This is a genomic window from Brachyspira intermedia PWS/A, from assembly GCF_000223215.1.
GTDB lineage: Bacteria > Spirochaetota > Brachyspiria > Brachyspirales > Brachyspiraceae > Brachyspira > Brachyspira intermedia.
Map to the genome: position 1 here is coordinate 264,050 of NC_017243.1, position 26,204 is coordinate 290,253.

Sequence of the window (26,204 nt, forward strand, 5' to 3'; positions counted from 1 at the left end):
TATTTTTATAAATTTTTAATTTTTATTAATAGATATTTTTGGTATGTTTTAATTAGATTAATGATCTTATTAGTTATATTATGGATGCTGATAGTTCTTTTTATAATAAAAAAGGGAGCTTTTTTTAAGCCCCCTTGTATTAAAAATTAGTTATTTATGATTTAATTACTTATTATTGTAAAGCAGGTAAATACCAAGTTATACCAGTATTAGCTCCAAATACAACAGGTATATTATTGCCTGAAGCAATAGGATTTCCTTGAAGTTTAGGTACTCCGTTATTAACATCCATTTCGAAATACCATTCAAGATCTTGAACAGGTCTTATGTAAATTTCTCCGTAAGCCTGCCAGTATAATGTATGAGAAAGTTTGCTTCCTTTTCTACCGTCATCTTGTACTCTGTATCCTAAACCAGGTTCAAATATCAAATTAATGATGTCTGTATTAACACTTAAAGATATACTAGGTATGATTTTCAAATCATAAGCTTCTCTGTCATAAGCTTCTTCACTAGCTGTAGCTTCTCTCCATCCGCTTGCAGCCCAAGCTGTGAATCTTTGATCGAAACCGCCAGGTAATAAAGCACTACTAGCTAAAACAGATTTTCCTTTAGCACCTATAGTAGAACCGAAGTCAATTCTTAAGAATGGGTTTACAGTTACATTATTTCCTATAACTGTATTTAAGAAATGAAGTCTTAATTGGAAGCTTATAGATTGTGCTTCAAATTTTGAAGTTGTATTAGCTCCATATGTACCATTATATCTATTTAATCCATAGTTTAATTCAAATCTTATATAGTTGAAAGCATCTATTCCAGTATAGTATCTTATTTGTGCAGGTATGCTTAAACCTAAATAATCTTTTCTTTCTGATAATACAGTATTACCATTGGCATCAACTGTACCGCCTATGCTATTTTCTACAGCTACGCTTATAGGTAATGCTATTCTTAAATTATTATTTAAGAAATTCATAGTTACTACAGGTGTATGAGTGTTTATTCCTGTACCAGTAGCAGAATAAGTATAGTTATAACCAACACCTATACCGAAGCCATCACCAGTATAACCTATACCACCTGAAATAGTAGCTTCTAACGGACTTTTATTACCTTTACCGCCTGTATTTAAGATGCTTCCGTTAATAAGTGTATTAGCTTTGAAACCGAAAGTACCTTTAATAGTGCCGTTGCCTAGAGTGAAACCTAATTGGTTCATTCTAGCTCTGAATTGGTTGCCATGTATGAGGAAGAACAGCCAAGTATTGTCTGCACCATACATACCAAACACTGATCCGCTAGCTATTGTTAAAATAGCCATTACCGTTAATAAAAACTTTTTCATTTTTATTTTTCTCCTAAATTTTTATATATAAATATTATTATATCAAAATTTTTTTAAAATTCTATAAAAAATACAAAATTTTATATTTTAATAATAATATATTTTTTTGTGTGGTAAATATGATGGTTTATATCTAATTTGTGCTATAATTATAGTAATATATGTATTAAAATATACTTATAGTATATAGCTTTTTATTTTTAAATATAAAATAATAAAATATAAATATATATTAAAATTTATTTAATATTACAGCATTTATTTTGTGAAATATATAATCATAAAAAATATTCTTTTAATTATTACTGTGAAATTAAAATTATTTAATGAGATTTCTGCTTTCATAATATTCTTTCCAACGTTTGCCCAATTTTTCAGCTTTTATTTTCACAGAATTATTGAAATAGTTCTTTAATTTTGGTAAATCATCTTTATTTTCTTTAGCAACGCTTCCTATTAAGTTACCTACAACTGTATCCATTTTGATATTTTTATCACCATAATAATAGGAATGAAGTGCTGACTGATAATAAACTGACACAGCTTCGGCGGTACTCATAACGGAGTTTAATTCCTGTATTTTAGCATTTTCAAAACTTTTTCCGCTTCTAAGCTCATTAAATGTAGTGGCTAGTATATCCACAACATCATAATCTATATCAATATCTATATCGGAAAGCTCTAATAATGTTTGGCATTGATTAGTTATGATTTCCCCTTCAAGTTTAGGGTTTTTTATAGGCTCAACAGTTTCAAAGTTAAATCTTCTTTTCAAGGCACTGCTCATTTCATTGATACCCTTATCCCTAGTATTGGCAGTAGCTATGATATTAAAGCCGGCATTTGCAAATAGTACTCTGTTCTGTTCTGGAATATTCATAATTTTATCGCTCAATATACTTATAAGAGAGTCCTGTATTTCAAGCGGGCATCTTGTAATCTCTTCAAATCTTGTTATTATTCCTTGATTCATACCTATATAAACAGGTGATGGTATAAGAGCTTCTTCTACAGGGCCTTTTGCAAAAAGCATAGCATAATTCCAAGAGTATTTTATATTATCTTCATTAGTTCCTGCTGTTCCTTGTATAGTTACCGTACTGTTTCCGCTTATAGCTGCTGATAATAATTCGCTTAGCATAGTTTTAGCAGTTCCTGGTTCTCCTACAAGCATTAATCCTCTGTTGCCTGCTAATGTTATTATTGCTCTCTCTACTAAAGCATCATCTCCATAGAATTTTCTTTTTATTTCTACACCGCTTTTTAATTTTTTACCTAATATGAAATCTCTCACAGCTTGAGGAGATAAGTTCCAATTTTTTGGTTTACTATTTTTATCCTCATTTTTTAAGGCTTCTAATTCCTCTTTATAAAGTTCTTCCATTAAAGGTTTTTGATGTATTTTTTCCTCATTATTAATATTATCTTTTTTCATTGCCATAAAAAACTCCGTTATTAAATATATAAATCAAAAATTTACTGAGAAATTGTTTTTCGCTTTTCCCATAAAAATAAACCTATTCCTATTAATATAACAGCTATTCCTATAAACTGCTTAAAACTTATACTTTCATGCAGTATAAAATATCCCAATATGCAAGTTCCTACAGCTTCGCCTAATATAGTCATAGATATTATAGTTGCTGAGAAATATTTTAAAAGCCAGGTAAATATTACCTGTCCTAGCATTGTAGATATGAATGTAATGCCTAATATATTAATCCAAGTATTTAATGAGTATCCTATAAAAGGTATTTTCATTATATATGATAAAATTCCTAAGAATATAAAGGCACTAAAATAAGTTAAGCTAATCCAAGTTAAAGCGGATAATCTTTTTCTAGTATACTGTCCTATGATAAAGTATGTGCTTATAAGTCCTGCTGATATAAAAGCTATGAAATCTCCAAGTAATGCTTTTGAGCTTATTTGAAAATCTCCCCAGCCTATTATTACAGAACCCATAACTGCTATAACAAATCCCAAAATAGCTAATTTGGAATACTGCTCTTTAAAAAAGAAATGTCCTGCTACGAATGCGAATAATGGCTGCAATGTTACTATTACTGTAGAGCTTGCGACAGATGTAAGGCTTAATGATTGAAACCATAAAAAGTAATGAAGTGCTAGAGAAAGTCCTGATATTATAGAAAGTATTATTTCCTTCCTACTAATAGATAAAAGTTCTTCTCTTGAAGATTTTTTTGATATGGTTATAACTGATATAAAACAAAATGATATAAATATTCTATAAAATGCTATTATAGATGAAGGGGCATTAGCTAGTTTAACGAATATCGCCGAAGCGGATAATGCCATAACTCCTATCAATAAAAATATAGCCATAAAAATTAAACCTTAAATTAATTACAATATAATATATTAAAAAAATACTATTGCAAGATAAAAACTTCCAAACTTGTTAATTTAAAGATTTTTCTCTAAATCCCACCCTTTAGGCCTTCTGCCTCCATTTCAAATTAGAGTTTATTTATATATTTTGCTTAATTTGAAAAAAGGATGCCCGCCCAAGTTTTGATTAGATTTTGAACCTCTTCAACGCACGGTGAACGGACTCCTATTTATTATTTAAATTATCATTCAAAATCATTTTATATTTAAAATTTTGTTCTGCGTGCGGTTTTGGGAAGCATCAAATTTAAAAAAACTTGGGTGGGTGCTTTGATTTCTAATTAGATAACTAAAGAAGATAAAGACAGAAATTTCAAAATAAAATAATAAGTATAAAGGGCGGGCAGATGTAAGTAAATTTATATTTGTAAATGCAATAAAAAAATGTAAAAATTCTTTGACAAAAGTTCAATTTTTCAGTATATATAATATGTAAGAATTTAATATTTTAATAAAGGAGATTATTTGTATTATGAAGAAGTACATTTTTATAATAATGGCATTGATTTCTAATATAGTTTTCGGATACAATCAGACATTTAAAGTAGGCGAATATATAAAGTATGACGTTCTAGCACAGGTTCCAGAATTTAATATAAGCGGAAAAGTTGGTATACTTGAAGCTAAAGTGCTAGCAATAAGTAATGTAAATGGGGTACCAGCCTATCATCTATATGCCCATGTTTATACTACCGGAGCTGCTAATTGGGTTTATAAAGTAAGCGATATATTTGAGGCTTGGGTAACTACTAATGATTTTAAGCCTATCATTTTAAAGAAAGATACTTCAGAAGGAGATTGGACTAATAAAGAATCTTTAACTTTTTATAATAATTATTATTTATTCAATGATAAAAGAACGGTTGATGAAAAGGTAGAGTTTGAAGGTATGGCTTTTGATGCTTTATCACTCGTATTCTTTATGCGTTTCGTTGATAAAAATATTGGCACATTTAAAGTGAACTGGCTTGAGGGCAAGAATGTTAAAAAAGATATAAGATTCACTATAGAAAACGGAGAAGATTTAAAAACTAAATTAGAGAGAGATAAATTATCTACTATAAGAATATATGAAAAAGATAAATACGGTACTGATGCATTGATTGCTAAAGATAAATATAATCAAGTGCCTTTGGATGTTATCATAGCAGAACAGAAAGTTTACGGACTCACAATAAGAGTTAGGGGAATAATAAGAGAATATAAAGATGGAAAATAATATTTAATATAACTTATAAAAAAGAGATAGTAAATATACTATCTCTTATTTTTTGATATAAAAATCATTTGCTAGCTTCTAATTTATCATTTATTTCTTTAACTATACTATCTATAACCTCATCGCTCATACCATGTCCGCGGCATCCTTCTTCTAAGCTTTCCCAGCTTGCCACATGACATCCTACACAATGAAGCCCTCTTCCCATCATTATTTCTACAGAATCAGGAAAGATTTGTATAATTTCACCTATGCTCATAGATTTGTTTATCATATTTATTACCTCTTTTTTATTTTTATATGTTTATAATACTATTAATATATTTTTTTGTCAAAGCGTAAAATCTTTATTTAGAATAGGATAGAAGTCATTGAAATTTTTAATATATTTTCTTATATAGTTTAAATTCAATTCACCAGTATTTTCTAATGCCTTTTTCTCCATTTTAGCCATTCTTCTAACATCATTATGCTTTTTTAATCTTTTGTATATTCTTTTTAATATCATTATTATATATATATTATGAGAATAATTTTCTATATTTTCAAATAGAGTTAGAGAAGTAACTAAATCAAATCCTTCTATATTATTTAAAGCAAAATATGAATATAATAATGCCACATAATCATGAGAATTATTACCCAAAGCATCAACAGTTGTTTTTATTATATCATAAGCCATCTCTTCATTCTTTTCTACTCCTATTCCTTTATAGTAGCAATGAGCTATAAGCCCATTAGAGCAGGAGCATTTAGAATTACTATTTTGGCATATTGTCATAGCTTTGCTGTATGTTTCAAAAGCCTTAAATTCATCTTGTTCTATACCGCGTCCTAATTCATAAGCTTTTCCTATAACAGTTAAAGCACATTCCAAAGTATTATCTATATCAAATGCTATATTTGCCATAGAAATAGCTAATTCAGGATAAGGAGTGATTATATCTCCATAGAATAATTCTTTAGCATATATATGATATGATATAGCGTCATTTAATTCTAAGGCTTTTTTCAGCATGTATATGCCTTCATTAATATATTCATTTGGCATATTGAAAAGCATTATTTTAGCAATGGATCTGTATATTGGAGCTTTATCAAGATTGCTGTTTAAACATGCCTTAAAATTATCTAGTATTAATTTATAATCATTAGAGCCTATCATTTGCAGAGAATGAGCATATATAAATCTTATATAATACACTTCATCATCATTATCATTTACATATTCAAAGAATTCTCTGCATAATTGAGCTGCTGCTTCATAATTTTTTATTTCATAATTAGAAAATATTGATAAATAATATGTAGAATATTTATATTCTATTTTATCTATATGTGATAAATATTTCAAAGCCTCTTTATAATCATCATCATTTTTAGCATAGTTGTGATATAATTCTGCGATTTTTTCATAAATCCATGCTTCTTTATTTTCATTTAATATTTTTTTGAACTCTGTTATTGCCTTTTTTATCTCACCCTGATAAGCATATAAGTTTCCTCTATAATATCTATATTGAAGACTTTTTATGCCTATAACATCTATAACTTTATCTAATAAATAAAAAACTTCTGCTAAATCTTTTCCTTCTTCCTGACTATCAGGATAATGTTCATTTTCATTTTCTATAATCAAATCATGCAATGCCTGAATTTTACCAAGTAATGCATTTAATCTATATTTATTATTATGTTTCAAAAGTTCATTATAATTTTCTATAGCTTTTCTATAATTTTCTTTATTGAAATACCATTCAGCTCTTTCATATATTGCATTATAATTTGATGCATTTAATTCTACAGCTCTATCCAAAAAGAATATAGCATCATCATAAAATTCAGATTTTGTGCCATTTTTGGCAAGTATTATACCTTTAAGAAAATAAGCATCATCATAAAAAGGAAAATCATAAATAAGTTTATTAGCTTCTATATCTGCTTTAGTAAGTATATTAAGATTATAATAACAAAGTCCTCTCTCAAATCTTGCAACTTTACTATTTTCAGGCTTTACATTTTTAATAAAATCATCATAATAACCTATAGCCTGATGGAAATCTGCCTCATTTTCTCCATTATTTAAATAGCTGCTTGCAAGTATTAGTAATGCATCATAAGCGGTATTATCTTTTTCAAAAAGTATTTGAGCATACTCTCTTTCTTTATCTACATTTTTTAAATCTCTATTAAGATACATTAATCCCCTGTATGCATCAATTATATTAGGATCTATATCTATGGATTTATTGAGATCATATTCTATAGTGGCATAAATCAAAGCTCTTCTGGCATCATATTTATTTTTATCAAATTCTTCATTTTGAAGTTCTATAAATGCCGACTTTCCTCTCATATAAAAAGCTCTGGCATTATCTGGTTCTCTTGATATAATAAGATCCAATTCTTCTATGGCTTTTTTGTAATCGCCATCATCAATATATTTGCTTATTTCATCTAAGGAACTCATAATAATACTCTATATCCTAGCAACTATGTTTAATAAAAATTGAAATATTACTCTTAATATTATAGGAACTACTAATTGTAGTACTAAAAGAAACACTAATGGAGATAAATCCAAAACTCCTACAATAAGTCTTCTTCCTCCGAATATTTTATCTATAATTCCATCAGTTATTTGATAGAAAAAGTTTACTATTGGGTTATAATAGTCCAAATGCATAGCACCGAAAGCTTGAAGCCAGCTTAATATAATCCATACAAACCATATAAAAGAATAAAGTCTTAGAGTTTGCATTAATAAATAGTATATAAATCTAATTGTTTCTATTAACATATATTTCCTGTATATTATTTTATATTTTTAAGAGCCTCATCTATATTGTCAGCAGTATTTACTATAGTTAAAAACTTAGTAGCTTCAAATAATGATTTTAATTGTTTGCTTAAAGAACAGAAATAAACAACTCCGCCATTTTCTCCGGATAGTCTTAATGCTGATGCAATTAATCCTAAAGCTGATGAACACATATATTCTATATTATGAAAATCAAATATTAAGTTTAAAACGCCAGCATTTTTAACATAGTTTAATTTTTCTTCTAATATATCTACATTTTCAGATATTATATTTTTTTCTATATTTATTATTGCCGTTTTATCCTCAATGATTGTACGAACCATGCAAACTCCTTTTAATTTTAATGAAAATAGAACAATTTTTAATATATTATAAAACTTTAAAAAATCAAGCAGTTTTTTATTTATAGCTTTATTGTTTATCCCATTCAATGAGTATAGGACAATGATCGCTTCCCATAACATCGGTTAATATATCAGCTCTTTTAATATTAGGGGTAATTTCATTATTAACAAAGAAATAATCTATTCTCCAACCAACATTCTTTTCACGTGATCTAGTTTTCATGTCCCACCAGCTATAATGTCCGCCTTCTTTAACAAACATTCTGAATGTATCAGTAAAGCCTTTATTTAAAAATTCTGTTATTTTCTCTCTCTCTTCAGGAAGAAAACCTATACTTTTTTCATTTTCTTTAGGTCTTGCCAAATCTATAGCTTCATGAGCAATGTTCATATCTCCACATAATATTACATTAGTATTCTTTTTTAATTTACTTAAATGTTTTGTTATTTCATCATAGAAAGAAAGTTTATACTGGAAATGTTCTTCAGATTTTCCTCCGTTTGGGAAATATACATTAAATATAGTAAAGTCATCAAATTCTAATGATAATATTCTTCCTTCTCTGTCGGAGAATTTACTTCCTAATTTATTTTTTATTTCTTTATTAGGCTTTAATTTTGTATATATAGCAACTCCGCTGTATCCTTTTTTTACTTCAGGGTCAGCCGGATTGATAAAAAGTTCATATCCTTCTATATTTCTTAAATCTTCAGGTAGCTGTTCCTCAAAAGCCTTAGTTTCCTGAAGACATATTATATCTGGATTTTCTTTCTTTATAAAATCTACCAAGCCTTTTTTATATGCAGCTCTTATTCCATTTACATTCCAAGATATTATTTTTAGTATACTCATTATTTTAAATGCCTTTTATATAATTATATTTATATTATAAACTTTATGGAGTAATAATACAAGTATATAAAAAATGTATTATTATTATAATAAAATCTAAATAAGATTGATTTTTTTTATTATTGTATTATGATATATAATATAATAATAATTTTTAAGGTGTATTTGTGAAAGTAAGATTTCTTGGAAGCAGAGGATCTATACCAACCCCAGGTAACAGTTTTAGTGAATACGGCGGAAATACATCTTGCATTCAAGTAATAGACGATGACGGCACTTATATAATATTAGATGCCGGAAGTGGATTGAAGAATGCAAGTTATTATGCTTTAAAATCAGAAAAAACTGAGAGTATAATATTATTAACACATTTCCATTGGGATCATATAATAGGAATACCTTTTTTTGCTCCTTTCTTTTCGGATAAATACAGCTTTACAATATACGGTCCTAAAGATTCTTCTACAGAAATGTATGATACTATAAATAATATACTTGCTAAAGATTATTTCCCCGTTAATTTAGAGCAGTTTGCGGCTAATCTTAAATTTGAAGCATTTTATGAGGGCAAAAAGATAACATTCGGAAATATGATTATTGAAAGTATGTGGGTTAATCATCCTTGTCATACTCTTTCATATAAAATAACTTCAGGAAATAAAACTGTTATATATCTTACAGATCATGAGCCTTATAAAAAACGTCTTCATGCACAGCATCCTTCACTTTCACATTATAATCATAATGCTGATTTGCTTCATGCAAGACTTATAGACTTTGTAAGGGGGGCTAATGTTCTTATAATAGAAGGTGAATATACAAAAAGCGAATATTATAACGGACATGTAGGCTGGGGACATTCTACTTTAAATGATGCTATTCAGGTGGGACTCGATGCCGATGTGCCTTATGTAATACTTCATCATCATAATCAGGAAAGAACAGATGCCCAAATAGATTTAATACATAATAAGTTAATGGCTTTCCTTAAAAAAGAAGAAATTGATTTACAGCTTGCCTTTGCTAAAGAAGGTTCTTATATTAATATATAAATTAATGTTTAAGTATATACTGAAAATTTTTAAGTTTGTCAACTGATCTACTTTATATAGAGGTTATATACTTTTTTGTCGTACACGCTCTGAGGACTTCGTCGGCACGCTTCGCTAAAACGCAATTGTTAGAACTTTATATTAAAAATATGCCTATTAAATTATGGTATAACCTAAAGATGCAGTCTTTTTGGTTCTCGCCGCAGGCGGTCTTCGCCTGTGCCAACAAAAGAACTGGGGGTGTTACCCTACGGGTACGCTTCGCGGGGGGCAAATCCCAAGATATTAAAAACAAAATATAACTTTATTTTTTGACAAAATATAGTTGTTTAGGTATATACTGAAATATTTTATTTCTTTATTCTTATTTGAATATGTTAAAATTATTAAAAATATAAATTTTATAGTATATTGGAATTGTATTATGCAATTATAAAAAAGCAATAGACATTTATAATGCCCATTGCTTTTTTATTATATTCCTAATTTAAGATAATTTGAAAAATGAAATGCTTTGCTGAAGTTTTTCTACTCTGCCAAAAAGATTTTTAGATAAATTATTAGAATCCACAGCTAAAGCTGCATTTTGAGTTGTTGCACTTTCCATACTGTTTATTGCTGTACTGATTTGGTTAACTCCTGATTGCTGTTCCAATGCTGTATTGGATATTCTTTCCATCAAATTAGAAGTTTCTCTAACTTTATTTTGAAGTTCTTCAAATAATTCCTGAGATTTTCTTGCAGTTTGTGTGGCATTATCAATTTGCTCTGCTGTATTATCAACTAAATTAGTTATATCTTTTACAGAAGCCTGAGTAGTTTGTGCTAGATTTCTTACTTCACTTGCTACCACAGCGAAACCTTTTCCTTGGTCTCCAGCCCTTGCTGCTTCTACTGATGCATTAAGTGCAAGTATATTAGTTTGGAATGCTATATCTTCTATTATCTTTGTTATATCTTTTATTTTTTCGCTTGATTTATAAACTTCTTCTATATTTGTTGATGTTTCAGTTATTATTTCAGCAGCTTCTCCTATATAGTTTATAGATTCATTCATCATATCCTTACCATTTACTGCATTTTCTGTAGATGATTGTATAGTAGAAACTATTTCCTCTATGCTTGCTGCTGTTTCTTCTAAACTAGAGGCCTGAGATTCAGTTCTTGATGATAATTCGCTACTGCTTTCCATCATATTTTGGGATGATGTTAATATTTCTTTTGATGCTTCATTTACTTCATTTATAACTTCAGATAATTTTTCACTCATTATATTAAATGTTTTTTCTAATTTTCCAAATTCATCTTTTCTTTCTTTTTTTATTTCTTTAACATTTATATAGCCTTCTGATATATTTTGAGCCTGTTTCATTATACTGTCTAAAGGAGACATAGTTTTCTTTATATATGAAATAAGGAATGTATTTATACAAATTATAGATAATATACATACTATTATGGCTATCCTAATCATTCTTATATTTTCTCTGTATATGATTTTATTGTCCATAGCCATAGTCAAAGTCCAAGGCAACTGCTCCATCTTTGAATATACTGCTGTTCTTGAAGTATTGTTGTTTAGTTTATATGTTATTATACCATTTGGTTTATTATCTTTTTTTATTAAATTAAAATATGCTTTACCATTTTCATTTATATAATCATAAGTATCTGCTACTATAATTCCATCATTATCCAAAACAAATAATCTTCCTGTTTCATCTAACTTTAATTTTTTTAATGAATTTACAAACTCTTCCCAATTTATGATCATATAAATTGTTCCTATTAAGTTATTATTTGCATCTCTAACTCCTGATATTAAAGCTAATGACCATTTATTATCAGCACTTGATTTTAATATTTTACTTCCATAAGCTACATCATAATTGTTTTGTTTGAAATTATCCCATATACCTGATCTTAATTCATGTATATTTTTTCCTATTTCAACATGTTTAGCATTGTCTAATATATAACCATTTGTATCTGTTACTCCTATATCTAAAGAGAATTTATTTATAGATTCAAATTTATTCAAAGTTTCATTTAATTGTATATTTGCATTAGTACTGTAGCTGTTTAATAGATAATTAATTACAGCAGGAGTGATGGCATAAGTTTTTATGAGTGTTTTATTTTCAAAAAGCCAAGAATCCATCATTGACTTATATCCTTCTATTGTGCTTGAAAAACCTGAAAATGTTGTCTTGCTTACTCCGACAAATGCTCTATAGGATAATACGATAATAGTAATAATCAAAAATATTGTAGTTATTATGCTTATAGTCAATGGCATTTTAAATCTTATGGAATGTCTTCTTTTCATAAAATAATCGCTCCGTAACTTTTTGTACTCTATTATGAAATAGAATATATTTATTATAGATAATAAACTGTTTAAAAATGCGTTTGGTGATATTATTTAATTATAATTATTATATAATTTTTTATATATGTAAAAAAATGTTATCGTTAGTTTACATAAACCGCATATATATAGACAATTGTAAATATTAGATTTGTATTTATTGAATGATTGTAAAACAAGTATAAAAAAATAAATAACTTATTATAAGTAATAATCATAAATTTTTTAACTTTACAAAAATGGCTAATTTTAGTATAATGATTCTGTTTTTAAATATAATTTTTTCATAACTAATGGAGGCATACAGATGACAGATAAAAAGTTTTATATTACAACTCCAATATATTATCCTTCAGATTATCTTCATATAGGACATTGCTACTGTACTATAGCAACAGATACTATGGCTAGATACAAAAAGATAATGGGATATGATGTTTATTTCCTAACTGGTACAGATGAGCATGGTGAAAAAATAGCAAGAAAAGCAGAAGCAGCAGGAACTACTCCAAAGGCTTATGTTGATAATATTGTTAATGCCACAAAAGAGTTATGGAAAAGACTTCATATTGATTATAGTCATTATATAAGAACTACTGATGATTATCATGAAAGAAGAGTACAGAAAATATTTAAAATTCTTTATGATAAAGGATATATTTATAAAGGTTCGTATAAAGGACTTTATTGTGTAAGCGATGAAGCATTTTTCACTGAAAGTCAGGTAGTAAAAAAAGATGACGGTAAATTCTACTGTCCAGACTGTGAAAAAGAATTAGAATATAAAGAAGAAGAATGTTATTATCTTAAACTTTCAGAATACGGACAATGGTTAATAGACTATTATAAAGAACATCCTGAATTTTTAGAGCCTAAAGAAAGACAAAATGAAATGCTTAAAAATTTCTTACTTCCGGGCTTGGAAGATTTAGCGGTTAGCCGTAAGGGATTGCAATGGGGTATACCTTGTCCTGTTGATAGTGAGCATAGTATATATGTATGGATTGATGCTTTAGCTAATTATATAACAGCTTTAGGATATCCTGAAGAGGGTCAAGATGAATTATATAAAAAGTATTGGCCTGCTGATGTGCATTTTGTAGGAAAAGAAATAGTTCGCTTCCATGCTATTATATGGCCTATAATGCTTAAAATGCTTGATATACCTCTTCCTAAAAAAGTATATGGACATGGCTGGGTGCTTTTTGATGATGGTAAAAAGATGAGCAAGAGTAGGGGAAATGTTGTTGACCCTAATACTTTAATTGATAAATATGGCGTTGATGCTTTAAGATATTTCCTTATGAGAGAGATTAATTTCGGTTCCGATGGTTATTATTCTCAGGAGCTTTTCTTAAAAAGAATAAACAGCGACTTAGCTAATGATTATGGTAACTTATGGCATAGAATAACTACTATGCTTGGAAAATATTTTAATAATATTCTTCCTGATGAGGTTGAAAGCGTTTACGGAGATAGAGAAAAAGAGCTTAAAAAAATGGTTCTTACTCTTGATGCTAATGTTGAATCTGCTTTGGATAGTTTCAAGTTCCATGAGGCTTTATCATATATTTGGGAAGTTATAAGAATGACTAATAAATATGTTGAAGAGAGTGCGCCTTGGAATTTAGCTAAAGATGAAACTAAAAAAGATCATTTAGCTAACGTAATGTATATTTCTTTCCAAGTATACTATATAGTAACTGCATATTTACAAATATTCTTTATTGAAACACCTAAAAAAGTATTTAATAGATTAGGACTTGGCGACAGTGTTCCTTTGGATACTGCTAAGCAATGGGGTTCTTTAAAGGCTGGAATAAAAATTGAAAAAGGTGAGCCTTTATTCAATAGATATGATATAGAAAAAGAAATAGGTGCTTCTTCTGAAGAGAATAAAAAACAGGTTAATCCTCCTAAAGAAGATAAGCATAAGCCTAATATAGAAAAAGAAGATTTTGATAAATTAGAATTATTAACTGCTAAAATATTAGTTGCTGAAAAAGTAGAAAATGCTGATAAACTTCTTAAATTTGTATTAGATATTGGCGGAGGAGAGCAGAGGGTTGTTGTTTCTTCTATAGCTGAATATTATAAGCCTGAAGAGATGGTTGGTAAAACAGTACTTTATTTAGCTAATTTAAAGCCTAAAAAATTCAGAGGCGTTACTTCTCATGGTATGCTTCTTTTGGCTGATAATGGTGAGACTCTTTCTCTTATGACTACAGAAAAAGGTTTCGATGCAGGCTGTGCTGTTAATTAATAATTTATAATCAAACTTTAAAAAGCTGATATTATAATGAAAGATTTTAAAGATAATAAACTTAGAAAAAAGCTTAAAAAAAATAAACTTAGCGATAAGCAGAAGAGTATAATAAAAAAATAATTATCTTTTTAGTTTTGGCTGTTATAATATTAGGTGTGATTGTAGTTATAAATAAAGCTAGAATATTAAGAGTGGAAATACGGGGATTAGAAGTTTTAAATGCTATAGATATAATGGAAGAAGCCGGATTATCAAAGTATAATAACATAAGCATGTTTAATATACCTAAAAAAGAGATAAAGTCTGATATAGAAAATAATCCAAGACTTCAGGTAGAAAGCATAAAAACTTCTTTTCCTGATTTGCTTATTATAAATGTAATAGAAAGAGGCACATTATTTTTATTAGAGTCAAGCAGCGGAATATATGAAATTACAGATGACGGCTATATTATAAAAGATAATATTATTCACAATTATGATGTGCCTTATATAACAGGATTAACTATCAATCCTACAAATAAAATGATAGAAAATGATTATTCTAAATATCTTTCATCAGTTATATATGATTTAAAAACTAATCATAATGAAATATACAATCTTATATCAGAGATTAATGCTTATGGAGATGATTTGATACTTTATCCTAGAGGCTATCAGGTTCAGGTGATATTAGAAAAGTATGTGAAAACTGAGAAGTTTGTGGATTTAGCTGCTATATTAAAGACATTGCAGAATCAGGAAAATCAAACTCACAGAATAGATTTCAGATTCAAAGAAGCTATAGTTAATTAATCTTTAATTTAAGTACTCAATAAAAATTGCGGAGCATATTTATACTTTAGTATATATTGAAAATTTCTAAGTTTGTTATTTTTTATTCAACTTTTTCCCGCCGCACGCCACAGGCGGACTTCGTCAAAGTTGCAAAAAGTGCAATTGATAGAACTTATATTAAAAATATACTTATTAAATATGGGATATAACCTAAATTTAGACTATAAATGCAGTTCTTTTGGTTCTCGCCGAAGGCGGGCTGTGCCTTATACCAATACCGAAAGGTACCTACTCGGTAAAAGAACTGGGGTGCGGCACGACTGTGTGCTTCGCAGCAAAGCCCTGCAAATATTTTAAATTAAAACAATTATTTTGACAAAATAAATTGTTTAGGTATATACTAAAAATTTTTAACTTTGTCAATTTTTTTATTGTTATTTTTCCAGCGACTTCGTCAAAGAACCTTATATCCTCGATAAACTCGGATACGCTTCGCGAAAGGCTATATTTTAGCTTAAATTTAATATTTTATCTTACCTGTAAGACAAAATTAGTATTATTTAGTACTAATTTTATACTTGCACTTTCGCCGCAGGCGGACTTCGTCTGGTTCTTTTTGTGGCGGGAAAAAGAACAACAAAAAAATTATTTTTAGTTAAACAATTTTGATTTATATAAATTTAATTACATTTGCCCGCCCTTTATATTTATAGTTTTAATCTGCAATATTAACTTTAAATTTCCTTATTGCCAAATTAGATTTTTTAGCACCCGCCCAAGCTTTTTTTAATTAGTTAATTTTATGTAGCATGTAATATTTATTATATTTGAATTAACATGCATACGATTTTTAATGAAGTTTATTATAATTAATTTTTCTTATAAACATATAAAAATATATTAAGCCAATCAAAGCCGGTACAATACTTGATAATGCCATAGCAATGTATATTCCTAAATAACACATATAGATTTCTAATATCTTTGATATTATCACTTTAAATATTATGGAATCTATAAATGAATTGACGAATGCTAAATATGATTTTTGAATGCCTATTAAAAAACTATCTAATACATACATCAAAGCATAAGTAAGACAATTGAATGAAGCACATACTTGAAGATACAATATTATATCATTAATAACTTTTTCATCTCCGCTGTAGAATATGCTGATTATATTTTTAACGAATAAATGTATGAATATCACAGCTGTAACTGTAGCGGCAATGTTTAAGAATATAGCAAATTTAACTGTGCTTTTTATTTTTATATAATCTTTTTCTCCTGTACTCTTTGAAACAATTATACTTAAAGCCTCTCCTATAGACCAAGAAATCATACCTATAAAAGTATTTATTTTTAAGCCTATTGTAAATCCGGCAAGAACATTGTATTTATTCATCATTATATTAACAAAAAAATATGATATATTTATTATCAGCATTTGAAATATGCAAGGCAGAGAAATAAATATTAATTCCTTTATTATTTTGATGTTAAAATTAAAAGTTAATAATTTTCTTGTATAATATAATGATAATAAGAATGAAACAGCCTGAGATATTACAGTAGCTAATGCCGCACCTTTTACAGATAATTTTAATATATAACAAAATAAAAAGTTTAATAAAAAATTAAGTAATGCAGCTATTATAATAAAATATAATGATGTTTTTTCTCTTCCGCTTGATTTTATCACAGAAGATAAAGAAGAGTAGAGAAATATAAAAAATGTTCCTGAAAAAATTATTTTTATATAATCATCAGCATATTTAAATGATTCTTTTGGAATATTCATAAATAATAGTATATGCCTTGAAAATATTAATCCTATTATAGAAATTATTAAAGCCAATGATGAAGATAAAAATAATAAATTTCCTATAGATTGTTTGTATTTTATATTATCATCAGCACCTTTATATTTTGATATTATAACAGAACCGCCTATTGATAAGCCTAAAGATACAGATGTAATTATAAACATTATAGAAGCACAGTTTCCTAATGCTATAACTCCATTATCACCTACTAAATGTGAAATAAATATTATATCTATAATGCTATATAGATATTGCAATATATTTGAAATGAATAAAATAAATGAAAATTTTATTAAATACATGAAACTTTCCTTGAATTAAAAACATATTAAAAATTTTATAATTTTTAATAACTATAAAGAACTATAGCATACTGTTTTTAGCATGCCCCGAACAATAAAATGATTAAATATTGCCGGAGCTTAATTCAATAACAAGTTTCATATATTAATTATATTGAAAAGTATTTTTGCTGTCAATGTTTTTATTTATTGATTTTTATATAGTAATAAAAAAGGATAGCATTAAAAAATACTATCCTCTTATTAAAAAACTATTAAATTATTAATCGAAGCCTTATAATTACCAAATCATCAAAGTTGATCCCCAAGTAAATCCGCCTCCGAATCCTGTAAGAAGAACTAAATCGCCGTCATTGATTTTATTATTATCCAAAGCATCAGTTAAAGCTAAACCTATACTTGTTGAAGAACAGTTTCCAAATTTATTTAATACAACGCTTACTTTTTCCATAGGAAGACCTATTCTTTTTGCTACAGCCTGCATTATTCTTAAATTAGCCTGATGCGGTACAAAATATTTAACATCGCTCAATTGTTTTCCTGAAGTTTCTAAAACTTTATCTATACTATTAGAAAATTCTGTAACGGCTCTTTTAAAAGTTTCAGATCCGTCCATATGTATTTTGAACTCAGGAGCTTCTAAATCATCTGCTCTTATAGGACAAGCACTTCCTCCATTAAGTACAATACTCATATCAGGTTCGCTTTGCATATGCATTCCTATTATTCCTTTGCCGTCATTTCTTGCTGTTATTAATGAAGCAGTAGCAGCATCGCCAAATAAAATAGCAGTTCCTCTGTCTTTCCAGTTAATATCTTTAGTAAGTTTTTCACTTGATACTATAAGTACATTTTTACATTGTCCGCTTTCTATTAATGAAGTAGCAGTGTTTAATGCATATATATATCCAGAGCATGCAGCAGATAAATCTAGAGCAAAACAGTGTTTTAATCCCAATGCTTTTTGCAATTGCCCTGCCATAGAAGGGAATATATAATCTTTAGTTACAGTAGGTACTAATATTGTATCAACTTCTTTTAAATCTACGCCTTTTTTTTCTAAGTTTCTAACGGCATTCAAACCCATTTCAAAAATAGTTTCATCTGCTCTAGCCATATGTCTTGTTTCTATTCCTGTACGAGTGATTATCCATTCATTGTTAGTGTCTAATATGCTTTCAAAATATTTATTGTCTAATATTCTTTCTGGCACGTAATAAGCTATGTTTTTTATATATGCTCTTTCCATACTTTTCTCCGTTTTAATGTAATGTACTTAAGATAGAATTCTTATTGTAAAAGTTTAATTAAAAATATAAAAAAATCTATAGCTAATAATAACTATTTTTTGAAATTTAGTTATAGTAATAGTGATTATTTATGATATTTTTATATGAAATTATGATGTAACAGTGATTATAAAGATTAATAAAGAGATAATATATAAAAAATTGTGAGCATCTATAAGACACTCACAATTTTTATTTTTTATTATTGCTAATAAAAATTGTTCGCTCTCGCTATGCGTGCCTACAGCAAAGGCTCTGTCAAGTAAACTTGCCAGAGGCTCACAATTTTTATAATTAGCTTTACAATATTTAATAATTATTATTTTTTATTGTTATGCTCGTGACGAAGTCCACCTTTGGTGCAGCCCACAATAACCTACTTGGTGGCTACGACTCGCTTTTATATTTTAATTCTAATGTTTTAAAGCGATAAACGAGCAGCTGATAACTTTAGTTGTCAGCTGAATTTTAGCGAGTTTATCGCTAGCAATAATAAGAAATTATTCTTCTTTATTATTGCTAATAAAAATTGTTCGCTTGGCAAAGGCTCTGTCAAGTAAACTTGCCAGAGGCTCACAATTTTTATAATTAGCTTTATAATATTTAAAAATTATTCTTCTTCTTGAAATAATAAATATATATTTCTTGAATTATAGTTATTTTCTTCTGTGTATATCTCCCAATCAGTAAGCCTTTCTATGCTATGCATTCCTCTGTCGCCTTCATGCATACCTAAATCTTTATAAGGTTCATTTATTAAAGTAGCATCAAAATATCCGTCATTAGTAAAGTCATGAACATCAAACCATAAATGCTCTAAGTCATTAGGGTTTTCTTCTGTTTCGCCGTATCCTAATTTTACTAAAAAAGAAGTTTTGTCATCGCCTTTATTTTTATTTAATAATTCTAGGAAATACTCTAATTTTTCAAAAGCAGCCTCTCTCATAAGAGAAGTTTCAAAGTAACTCATCATAAACATAGGGTTATCTGTAAGCTCATTTTTATAATAATCAAGAGAATGATAATTACCATCAGCATCTACAGCAAGCAAAATACCGGAAGGAGTATTATGTACCCCATCATTTCTGTCTTTTGCACTTCCTGTAACATCATCAGCAATATTTAATTTCTTCAAAGCCTCCTGCCAAGGGAACCAGCATACATAAGTGTTATATGCAGGATTAAATTTAAATCCGGCTTCAGGTACTCCTCTCTCTATAAACATTTTTGCACAAGTATTGAGTAATGCACCATAAGCAGCATTTGAATCTTCAACACCAACTATTTCTAATTCTATAGAACCGACTCTGTAAAGTCCATGAGTATGGAACCAATATTCAACTTTGTTAGAGTCTTTATCATCATCATAAACTGCATGTATAGTGTATAGATAATCCAAAGAAGGCGGCAAAGCGAAAGTTGATGTATAAGAAAGCCAATCTCCGGAATGTGCTGTATAACAAGACATATCTAAAAATATAGAACATTCGGGAACTAAACTGTCCAATAATTTTAATTGTCTTTGATAGTCAGTAAGAGGGTGATTATCAAATATTGTAGATACATGTACAGCATATTTACATTGACATGCTTCTTTATAATCATCTTCTCTTACAGTATTTACAGAGAATATTTCAGGAACATTTTCAGTAACGCTTGAAGCATCAACTAAAGCTACATAAAAAGTAAGCTCATCATTATTTTCTTCTTCATCATGATTATGCCCGCAACCGCAGGAATGCTCTTCATCATCATGACTATGACCGCAACCGCAAGAATGCTCTTCATCGTCATGATTATGCCCGCAGCCACATGAGTGTTCATCATCATCTTGACAGCATCCGCCTTCATCATGTCCGCATCCGCAAGAATGTTCGTCTTCATCCATAACCATAGGTAAATACTGCAGTTTAATATATGCTTCCCATTTAGATTTATCTCTTATAAATTTAGATTCTTCTATTTCATTGAATTCTAATACCATATATTCATCTGATTGTGATAATATATCTCTGAATTCTTCAATTGTCATATTATGATCATATTCTTTAGTAAATACAGCAGCCATCCATGATTCTAATCTCTGCTCTCCGCTGGAAAATACATTATATAACTTTTCATTATAATCCATTATTTTTACCTCTATATATTATTAATTTTGTATTATAAGATTAAAAAGCTTTTTTAGTATAGTGTAATTTATATTTTTTTCAACTTCTTTAATTTATAAATTAGTAAAAAAAGTATCCAAAATCTTCTTCTCTTTTTTCCATTCAGGCATATAAAGACTTACTATATTATAGAATTTTTTACTATGATTAGCCTGCAGTAAATGTGCTAATTCATGAAGCACAATATATTCTATGGAAGAAATAGGGTATTTCATAAGCTCTAAATTGAATGTAAGATGTTTTTTTATTGTATCGCATGAACCCCATTTACTTTTTAATTTTTTTACTGTGAATGTATTAATTTCTAAGTTCATCATAGAAGTGTATTTTCTTATAAGTGAGTCGAATAGTTTTAATGCCTCTTTTTTGTACCATGTATCAAGAAGAATATGTTTTTTTCTTATATCGCTGTTTTTATATTTTTCTTTATCTTTTATATTTACATACATATACATAGTTCTGCCTGCAAGGATTATATTTTCTTTTTGGCATTTTAATACTTTAAGCATATAGCTTTTACCTAGATAATATACTTCATTTCCGCTTGCTAATTCTTTTTTGCTTAAATCAAAGCTATTTTTCTTTTTTATAGCTTCTTTTCTTTCTTCTATCCAATCCTTTCTTTTTTCTATGAGTTCGTATATGTATTTTTTGGTAACTCTTTTTGGGGCTGTAACATATATATTTAAATCTGGTTTTACTCTTATGTATATATTTTTAATTTTTTTGTATTCTATTATTACATCATTCATTTTATAATACATTTTAATCAAAAATAAAACTGGAAAAATCAGCGGATATAAAACTATATCCGCTATTAAGGTAAATTATGAAGAAAAAATTTATAAAATTAGATACAAATCAACTTTGTTATACTAATAATATATAAAACTTTTAAAAAAGTGTAAAAAAAATATTTTTTTATATTTTTTTATATTTTTTTCTAAAAATATTTTTTATATTAAAAAAGGTATAAAATTAAGAAAAAATAACGATTAACTATAGAGGATTATTATATTTTACTATATTAATAAAAATCATGTTTAATAATAAGTAGTAATAATATATAAAATTGATTTTTTTATATATTAAGTATAAATTGGAGTTTTATATGAAAAGGATACATAGTTTATCTTTCAAAGTTCCTGCTATAATATCAGTAATATCCATATTAATAATATTTATTATATTAAGTATAGCAGTAATGTTCGCTAATAAAGGTATAAGCAAAAGCAGATTTGAAGGCTTTGCTAATACAGCACAATCATATGCTAAATTGTTTGATGCCATATTGATAGATCAGGTTTCTTTAGCTAAGACTTATTCAGTTGCTCCTGCAATTATGAATTCGCTTTTAAATAGAAATGAACAGACAGAAGCTGTGGCTTTAAATGCTTTAGCTTTATTTAATGGAGCTAATGAATATTCTATAAATATAGCTGTAATAGATTTGAATGGTGATATTATAGCTGATGCTTTGGGAAATTCTATAGGTAATAATATTGCTGATACAAGGCCTAATTTTTGGAATATATTAGAAAGTAAGAATTTTGAATATACATTTGATGAGGAAATAATAGATTCAGTAGATACTGGAAACAAATCATTGATATTAGGCGGTGCTATAAAAAGTTTAGATGGAAATTTATTGGGAGCAATACTTGTTGTAATAGACTGGAAACTTATACATGATAATTATTTTTCAGATATAGCTTTGGGAGAAACAGGAAGAATATTAGCAATCGATTCTAATTTAATTGATATAATGGATAATATTTATGAGCAAATAGGTTCTAATGTAGTTCAGGATTATAAAACAGTATTTGATAATAATTTAAATCAAGGTACATTATCATATATTTATATGGATAAAAAAAGAACAGGTTCTTATTGCAGAATGAAGTCTATGAATTGGATAATTGCTATGACTATGTTTGACAGTGAAATATATGCTACAAATAGGGAATTAATTTTAATAAGTTCATTAGTAGGATTGATTGCTATTTTATTATTATCTATATTTGTGGCATTGTTTATAAAAAGAATAATGGGACATATAAACAGTATTATAAGAGAGGCTAAGGAAATAGAGACAGGAAATTTGACTTATGTTTCAAATGAGCATAAGAGAAAAGATGAGCTTGGAATATTGTTTGAATCTTTCAGCGGAATGCGTAAGAAACTTACAGAGATAATATCTCAGGTTAATGATTCTTCTATTAAAATAACTACAGCAGCTCAGGAATTAGCTAATGGTAATTCTGATTTATCAAGAAGAACAGAGGCACAGGCTGCAAGTCTTGAAGAAACTGCTAGTTCTATGGAGGAGATGGCTTCTACAATCAAATCTTCTACTTCGCATTCTATAGAAGGTAATAATATGATGAAGGAATCTATGAGTTCAATTAAGGATGCAGGAGCTATAATTTTAGAAACTACTAAAAGTATAGAAGAGGTTAATGAGGACAGCGAAAAGATAAAGAACATAACAAAGGTTATAGAGGATATTGCTTTCCAAACTAATATATTAGCACTTAATGCTGCAGTTGAGGCTGCACGTGCTGGAGATCAAGGTAAAGGATTTGCTGTAGTAGCGAGTGAGGTTAGAAATTTGGCACAGAACTCCCAGTCTTCAGCTAAGGATATTACAACTTTAATTAATGTTATATATGATAAGATTAGTAAATCAGTAGAGAAAGCAAAAGAGTCTGAAAAGATATTTGAGGATTTGGAAAAGAAAATAGAAGAAACTTCTAATATAATGAGGGATATAAGCGAAACAGCAATAGAACAGCAGGCAGGAGTTGATCAGGTAAATACAGCGGTTTCACAAATGGATAGTGTAACACAGCAGAATGCTGGATTGGTAGAACAATCAGCTTCAGCAGCAGCTTCTTTGTTAAATGAAGCTAGAGAACTAGAAGAAGCAATGCGCTTCTTTAAGCTAGATAAATAATTACTTTGAATGAAGTCTTTATAAAAAAATTGACAGCCGTCTGATAATTTATTATCAGAGCCTTTTAGGCTGTCAATTTTTATAATAATAAAAGCTAGAGAACTAGAAGAAGCAATGCGTTTCTTTAAGCTTGAAAAATAATAATTTTTTAAATATTAGAATTGAAATATAAAAGCGAGCCGAAGCCCTTAACTTAATTTATTAAGTTAAGCCTTTAGGCGTAGGCGAGCATAACAATAATAAAATTGAAGTCTTTATAAAAAAATTGACAGCCGTCTGATAATTTATTATCAGAGCCTTTTAGGCTGTCAATTTTTATAATAATAAAAGCTAGAGAACTAGAAGAAGCAATGCGCTTCTTTAAGCTAGATAGTTAATTAAAATAATTTATTTGAATCTTTTATAAAAAATCTACCGCTGTCTGATAATTTATCATTAGGGTCTTTCAGGCGGTGGATTTTTTATATTAAAACCTGAGATTTATAATATCAAGGCTAAATTTTCATTCCCCACCCTATATTCTGCTGATTTACTTTTGAATTCTAATTTTTTATTTCTTAATTGTTTATAAAGAATTTATAGCTCCCACCCTAGATATTTTTTAATTTATTACTTCCACACCGCACGTAGAATAAAATTAAAAATATGAGTGAATTAATTATAACAATTATATTATATATGAAATTTATCTAACCGTGCGTTAAGTTAATTTTTAAATCTAATCACAGTTTGGGTGGGTGCCTTATTTTCTTAATAGACTTTAAATATAAGAAAATTTAAAATTGCAGATTATAACAATAAAGAATAAAGGGCGGGGTATGTAAATAAAATTTCAAAATATAATTGTTTTTATATTTTATTCAAGCCCATATATTTTTAAGAATTCGCTTAATATAGTATGCATAATTATTCTTTTTTATCATAATCTAAATTTCTTGTAAGCTCTATTCCAAAAGATTCTATATTCTTTTTAGCGGCATAATAAGTAATAGTAGTAGGCATAGGATAATACATCTGTCTGAATTTAAACTTCATAGGCTCTATTCTTGAGTTTATATTATCCAACACTTTTACAACTTTATCATCTAATTTTCTAGTATCATATATTATTGAATCACCAAAGAATTCTTTGAATCCATTTCCTTCATGAAGTGTAAGCACAACATCTATATCATATTCATCAAGCATATCCATATATTCTTTAGCTAATTTATCAGTATCAGTTCTGCTTATACTTTTATCAAAGAATCTGTTATTGATGTCTTGCCCTTCTATAGCTCTGGTATTTTTTCTATATGCTTCAGGTACAGCAACAGGCACTATTGTAAGGCTTCCTTTTTTTATAGGCATAGTTATTCTTTCCATAGCAACATCAGTACCAACTCTCTCGCTTCCATGAGGCACTATTAAAAATATATTAGGTCCTTTTTCTGGGTGAACTACTCTGTATATAGTGTTTTCATTCTTTGTGCCTTCCATTATTTTAAAATTATATCTGTCTATATCTTCATTTAAATGGCTTGCTACTTCGCTTTCTAATTGTCTTGATACATTTTCAATTAAAGATTTTTCATTTTCTGTGGTTCTATAAGGGCCGTTAAGCATTGGTATTATAGATGTTTTATGATTAGGCTCTAAAAAATAACTTACTCCTAAAGATGCTTCAGGGGTTATTTTTACAGCATTATTATATGTTATAACAGATACTTCATCATCATAAGATACAACAGCAAAAGATTTTCCTTTGAAATTATATCCTTTACCGTCTTTTGTTAAAGTCATTTGAATATCATCATTATGTTTGCTTTTTATATAAATATATCCATTATCCAAAGTGAATTTATTATTTTCATAGGTAAGTTTTGAACTAGGCATAAGTATTATTGATTTTTCGCCGTTATCTATTACTAGATATGATTCCTCTTTTGTAGATATGGAGAAGTAATCATCTGGGAAACTTTTTTTTATATCCATATTGGCATGCTCTTCATTAACAATTACAGATGCTTCTCCCTGTCTGGATATAACTTTAAAACTATTAGCCGATAATATAGAACTAAGTATTATAGAAAATATTATTATATATTTATTCATTATAAACAACCATTAAATAAAAATATCGTTTTAATTGTCGTTTAAAAATAAAAATGCTTTAAATAAAAATTTTATTTAAAGCATCTAATATAAAT

The 26,204-nt window shown here is 28.0% G+C and carries 18 protein-coding genes and 1 pseudogene; 5 read left to right on the forward strand and 14 right to left on the reverse strand.

Features of this window, described 5'->3' with window-relative positions:
* Nucleotides 1-172: 172 nt before the first annotated feature.
* The 3 genes from BINT_RS01195 to BINT_RS01205 all read right to left on the reverse strand — a co-directional run bounded on the left by BINT_RS01195 (nt 173) and on the right by BINT_RS01205 (nt 3,694).
* Nucleotides 173-1,348 carry a variable surface family protein gene (locus BINT_RS01195; RefSeq protein ID WP_041177147.1) on the reverse strand — a complete coding sequence of 392 codons (1,176 nt, stop codon included), beginning with the start codon at nt 1,346-1,348 and terminating at the stop codon, nt 173-175.
* A 319-nt stretch (nt 1,349-1,667) separates the two neighbouring features.
* Nucleotides 1,668-2,783, reverse strand: coding sequence for an ATP-binding protein (locus BINT_RS01200; RefSeq protein ID WP_041177552.1), 1,116 nt, complete (start codon nt 2,781-2,783; stop codon nt 1,668-1,670).
* Between the two features lie 41 nt (nt 2,784-2,824).
* Complete coding sequence (locus tag BINT_RS01205; RefSeq protein ID WP_014486735.1) at nt 2,825-3,694, reverse strand: DMT family transporter; 870 nt, start codon at nt 3,692-3,694, stop codon at nt 2,825-2,827.
* Between the two features lie 538 nt (nt 3,695-4,232).
* Here BINT_RS01205 and BINT_RS01210 point away from each other — a divergent pair.
* The gene (locus BINT_RS01210; RefSeq protein ID WP_041177148.1) at nt 4,233-4,979 is read left to right on the forward strand and encodes a DUF3108 domain-containing protein; all 747 of its coding nucleotides are present in this window, start codon (nt 4,233-4,235) and stop codon (nt 4,977-4,979) included.
* Nucleotides 4,980-5,043: 64 nt separating this feature from the next.
* Here BINT_RS01210 and BINT_RS01215 read toward each other — a convergent pair whose 3' ends face one another.
* The 5 genes from BINT_RS01215 to xth form a co-directional block, all read right to left on the reverse strand.
* On the reverse strand, nt 5,044-5,253 hold the full coding sequence (locus tag BINT_RS01215; protein WP_014486737.1) for a DUF1858 domain-containing protein: 210 nt from the start codon (nt 5,251-5,253) through the stop codon (nt 5,044-5,046).
* Nucleotides 5,254-5,310: 57 nt separating this feature from the next.
* Nucleotides 5,311-7,449, reverse strand: coding sequence for a tetratricopeptide repeat protein (locus tag BINT_RS01220; RefSeq protein WP_014486738.1), 2,139 nt, complete (start codon nt 7,447-7,449; stop codon nt 5,311-5,313).
* Nucleotides 7,450-7,458: 9 nt separating this feature from the next.
* Nucleotides 7,459-7,779: a YggT family protein gene (locus BINT_RS01225; RefSeq protein ID WP_041177149.1), complete on the reverse strand. Its 321-nt coding sequence runs from the start codon at nt 7,777-7,779 to the stop codon at nt 7,459-7,461.
* Between the two features lie 14 nt (nt 7,780-7,793).
* Entirely contained in the window at nt 7,794-8,126 is a 333-nt protein-coding gene (locus BINT_RS01230; protein ID WP_014486740.1) for an STAS domain-containing protein, read from the reverse strand.
* 88 nt (nt 8,127-8,214) lie between these two features.
* Nucleotides 8,215-9,000 (reverse strand): exodeoxyribonuclease III, encoded by a 786-nt coding sequence (xth, locus tag BINT_RS01235; RefSeq protein ID WP_014486741.1) that lies wholly within the window; start codon nt 8,998-9,000, stop codon nt 8,215-8,217.
* A 167-nt stretch (nt 9,001-9,167) separates the two neighbouring features.
* On the opposite strand from xth, the gene BINT_RS01240 reads away from it, so the two are divergent.
* Nucleotides 9,168-10,052 carry an MBL fold metallo-hydrolase gene (locus tag BINT_RS01240; RefSeq protein WP_014486742.1) on the forward strand — a complete coding sequence of 295 codons (885 nt, stop codon included), beginning with the start codon at nt 9,168-9,170 and terminating at the stop codon, nt 10,050-10,052.
* Nucleotides 10,053-10,539: 487 nt separating this feature from the next.
* On the opposite strand, the gene BINT_RS01245 is transcribed toward BINT_RS01240, so the two are convergent.
* On the reverse strand, nt 10,540-12,381 hold the full coding sequence (locus tag BINT_RS01245) for a methyl-accepting chemotaxis protein (protein WP_014486743.1): 1,842 nt from the start codon (nt 12,379-12,381) through the stop codon (nt 10,540-10,542).
* A gap of 328 nt (nt 12,382-12,709) precedes the next feature.
* On the opposite strand from BINT_RS01245, the gene metG reads away from it, so the two are divergent.
* Together metG and BINT_RS01255 are read left to right on the forward strand one after the other, a co-directional pair.
* A complete protein-coding gene (metG, locus tag BINT_RS01250; protein ID WP_268741627.1) occupies nt 12,710-14,686 on the forward strand; it encodes a methionine--tRNA ligase in 1,977 nt (658 codons plus the stop codon).
* A gap of 158 nt (nt 14,687-14,844) precedes the next feature.
* Nucleotides 14,845-15,486, forward strand: coding sequence for a cell division protein FtsQ/DivIB (locus BINT_RS01255; RefSeq protein ID WP_234944343.1), 642 nt, complete (start codon nt 14,845-14,847; stop codon nt 15,484-15,486).
* Nucleotides 15,487-16,318: 832 nt separating this feature from the next.
* Here BINT_RS01255 and BINT_RS01260 read toward each other — a convergent pair.
* The 4 genes from BINT_RS01260 to BINT_RS01275 all read right to left on the reverse strand — a co-directional run bounded on the left by BINT_RS01260 (nt 16,319) and on the right by BINT_RS01275 (nt 21,811).
* Entirely contained in the window at nt 16,319-17,599 is a 1,281-nt protein-coding gene (locus BINT_RS01260; RefSeq protein ID WP_014486746.1) for an MATE family efflux transporter, read from the reverse strand.
* Nucleotides 17,600-17,879: 280 nt separating this feature from the next.
* Nucleotides 17,880-18,848: a 3-oxoacyl-ACP synthase III family protein gene (locus BINT_RS01265; RefSeq protein WP_014486747.1), complete on the reverse strand. Its 969-nt coding sequence runs from the start codon at nt 18,846-18,848 to the stop codon at nt 17,880-17,882.
* 650 nt (nt 18,849-19,498) lie between these two features.
* Nucleotides 19,499-21,019, reverse strand: coding sequence for a DUF4026 domain-containing protein (locus BINT_RS01270; protein ID WP_014486748.1), 1,521 nt, complete (start codon nt 21,017-21,019; stop codon nt 19,499-19,501).
* 93 nt (nt 21,020-21,112) lie between these two features.
* Nucleotides 21,113-21,811: a M48 family metallopeptidase gene (locus BINT_RS01275; RefSeq protein ID WP_041177553.1), complete on the reverse strand. Its 699-nt coding sequence runs from the start codon at nt 21,809-21,811 to the stop codon at nt 21,113-21,115.
* Nucleotides 21,812-22,170: 359 nt separating this feature from the next.
* Between BINT_RS01275 and BINT_RS01280 the strand changes: the two genes are divergently transcribed.
* Nucleotides 22,171-24,015 (forward strand): methyl-accepting chemotaxis protein, encoded by a 1,845-nt coding sequence (locus BINT_RS01280; protein ID WP_014486750.1) that lies wholly within the window; start codon nt 22,171-22,173, stop codon nt 24,013-24,015.
* A gap of 856 nt (nt 24,016-24,871) precedes the next feature.
* Here the strand turns inward: BINT_RS01280 and BINT_RS01285 are convergent.
* Nucleotides 24,872-26,109 (reverse strand): annotated as a pseudogene (locus BINT_RS01285) (hypothetical protein).
* Between the last annotated feature and the right edge of the window lie 95 nt (nt 26,110-26,204).